General features: G+C 40.6%; 1 protein-coding gene. It reads left to right on the top strand.

Annotated elements, in window-relative coordinates; all coding sequences use genetic code 11:
- Positions 1-67: 67 nt before the first annotated feature.
- A partial coding sequence (locus tag DXC01_RS19820; RefSeq protein ID WP_243111688.1) for a DUF3849 domain-containing protein occupies positions 68-3,138 on the top strand: 3,071 nt, incomplete at its 3' end.

Below are 3,138 nucleotides of genomic sequence, written 5' to 3'. Positions count from 1 at the left end.
AAACGTCTTATTTCTCAGCATTCTTTAAAATGATTAACATTTTGGAATGCTGAGTATAAAGCCTCAAATGTTAATGTTTCCATTTCAAGCGGAAAGTGTTGCCTATGTGGTATGTAACCATTTCGGACTGGACACATCGGAGTATTCTTTTTCCTATATTGCAAGCTGGTCTTCCGGTAAAAATATGAAAGAGCTTCGTGCTTCTATGGACACCATCCGTAAGACTTCTGCTGATATGATCGGACAGATTGAGGAAAAACTCAAAGAACTTCAGATAGAAAGAGCAGAGCAGGAAGCAGATGTTGTGGAGCAGACAGAAGAAATGAGTGCCATGCAGTATGCAGAACAGACTATTAATCGTCTGGAGCAGGAACGGACGATTTTCAGCAATGACCAGAGAAATCTTATCGTGAATTTTGCTTATAAACTGGATGATAGGGAAGCAATGGAAAAACTGGCAGAGAATCTTGCAGAATCTATTCTGGATGGAAACAGAGAAGCGGTACAAAAATTGATTGGAGAAGCGGAGGAACAGATTGAAAGTCTGCCGGATTCGATGATTGGTTTATCAGAATTGCATGAAGTCGGATTTTATTCAGAAAGTATGCTTCCGCTTACCAGGGAACGGGCAGTGGAATTGCACCATGAGGGAGTAACGGTTTATGGACTGACCGGAGCAGTTGGTGGTCAGGAACAGTCGCAAAGAATTATGAATCTGGAATTGGATATTTTACAGCATGACGGGTTATTCGGAGTGACGAAATTTGAATGGGAAAATTACCGGAGAAGTCAGGAAACGATTATGACACCGGAAGAAAAAGCAAAGATCAAAGAAACGCTTCTTCTGGAAAGTGATGGAAAACGTTATGGTATTTATCAGATTAACAGTGGACAGGAAGAAAGAGGGTATCAGTTTTTAAGTCTGGAAACGGCAAAAGAAATGGGATTTACCGTAGATGGCAAAGACTATCAGATGGTTTACAGTGAAAGACTGAGAGATGCTACGACACTGGACAATCTCTTTGAGCGATTTAATATAGAGCGTCCAAACGATTTTACCGGACATTCCATGTCAGTCAGTGACGTGATCATTATGAACCGGGGTGGAAGATTAGCCGCATACTATGTAGATTCCTTTGGATTTACAGAATTGCCGGACTTTGTGGCACAGAGAGTTGAAATGTTAAATGATAATCCGGTAAAAGCATATCCAGAAGTTTATATGGGAACTTTGGAAAAAGCTATGCAGGAGAGAAATGTAGATGCTTATCTGGATTCCAGAAAACTGAACATTGATTGTAAAAATGCTATCGAACAGGCAATCGCAGAGGGATTCAACGGTATGCGTTTAAATCCAGATGTTGCAGTAGGTGTGATTGAAAAATACGGGGAAGAACGGGTTGCATTTGTTCTGGCAAATACATTGAAACAGCTTTCTTATGATGGTAGATTTTCTGATGGCAATAAACGGTGGGCAGATGGCATTGATATTCCGGAAAATATCAGCCGGGGAATGGATCTGAACAGGGACTATATTGTGGGCAGCCATCCTGCAGTCCTGAATGGATTTATTGATATGGCAAGAAAAGAAATCCGTACCCGGAAACTGGAAGAGGTGCTTGGTGTGAAAAATCAGCATATCACTGAAACTACAAGAGGGTATGAAGCAGAAGGACATACAGGCACCTGGTATGCGATGGATATGAAAACATATCATGGGGAACGATTCTTCCAGATGCGAAATGAGGAATACGGTCAGGATGTGGCAGATATTATCGTATCGGAAAATGGGACACTGGTGGCAGAGGACATCTGGCATGGATTTGATGAAGGAGCCAGGGAAGCTATTTCAGAATATCTGGAAGAAAATGGTGCAACGGTGTATGACCTGATAGATCTTCCAGACCAGGCAACAGTCATCTTAGCAGACGGAACAGTTATGAAAATCATGGAACAGCAGCCAATCAGTACAGATACATGGGAGCCGACACTGACCGGACAGAATCTGCGGGGTGAAGAACAGAAATTCAGCTTTTTCGAGATACATAAAGTCAGAGAAAATAATGGCATTGACCTGAAAATGCCAGAAAATCATTATATTGACCAATATTATGTGATCGAAGATCTGGCAGCAAAAGGTGGGATGAAGATCGAGAGATATAAGGATTTGGGAGCTGCCCTTGGAGCATATTACTCTCTGCCTAATCATAAAATGAAAGCTCTTGGAATTGAAAATACAGCACCGTTGCGAGGTAGTCTTGATTTTATTCAGTGTAAGAATGGAATAGATACATTGATTTATGATTGCCAGGAAGTGGAAGGATGGCTGAATCCGCAGATATACAATACTTTTAAAGAGATAGGAAACAGTCTGGCAGTGCATGATACAGAGATAGCATACCAGATTGGAGATCAGTATTTTACAATTCAGACGGTAGAAGATGGTTATGATTATACATTCTATGATAAAGATTATCTGGAACTGGATGGCGGCGTTTATGATGATCCGACTATTTCTATTACTGAAGCAATGGAGAATATTTTGGAAGATGAAGGACTTTCGATAGAAGATGCAAGCGTGATGGATTATGAAGAAATGTATGCAGAAATTGAATATGCAGAAGAAGAGAGACTGGAGAAGATACAATTTGAACGTACTTGCCCAAAGGCTTTTTTTGATGGTTATGACAGGGAAGCGGCATTAAAAAGTTATGAGGGAATAACCGTACAATTTAAAATGTCTGGTATGTATTTAACAGTGCAACCGACTGAGGAAGGCTATAAATATCTGGTTTATGATCAGGAACTTCATGAAATTTCAGGAGATGCCTGTGGAAATCCAGAAGATTCTATTCAGAAAGCAATGTATGCCAGTCTAAAAAATGAAGGATTGGAAGATGTTGAATGTGTAAAAGTTGATGACAGGGAGTTTCGGGATAAGGTAATCAGTCATTCTAAAGAAGTGCTGGCCAGTGGAGATGTTCGATTCACTTCGGAACTTGGCAGATGTGAAACAGCATTGAATGGGATGGACAGGGCAGAAATTGAATATGAAGTTTTATTTCATGCAAGAGCTGTTCTGGAAGAAATGGGACTGGAAAATGAAGTTACATTGATTGGGGCGAGAGTACATGGTTC

This window comes from Blautia sp. OM07-19, from assembly GCF_003481595.1.
Lineage (GTDB): Bacteria > Bacillota > Clostridia > Lachnospirales > Lachnospiraceae > Blautia_A > Blautia_A intestinihominis.
The sequence above is the reverse complement of the archived record's forward strand: the minus strand, read 5'-3'. Positions and strand labels throughout refer to the sequence as shown.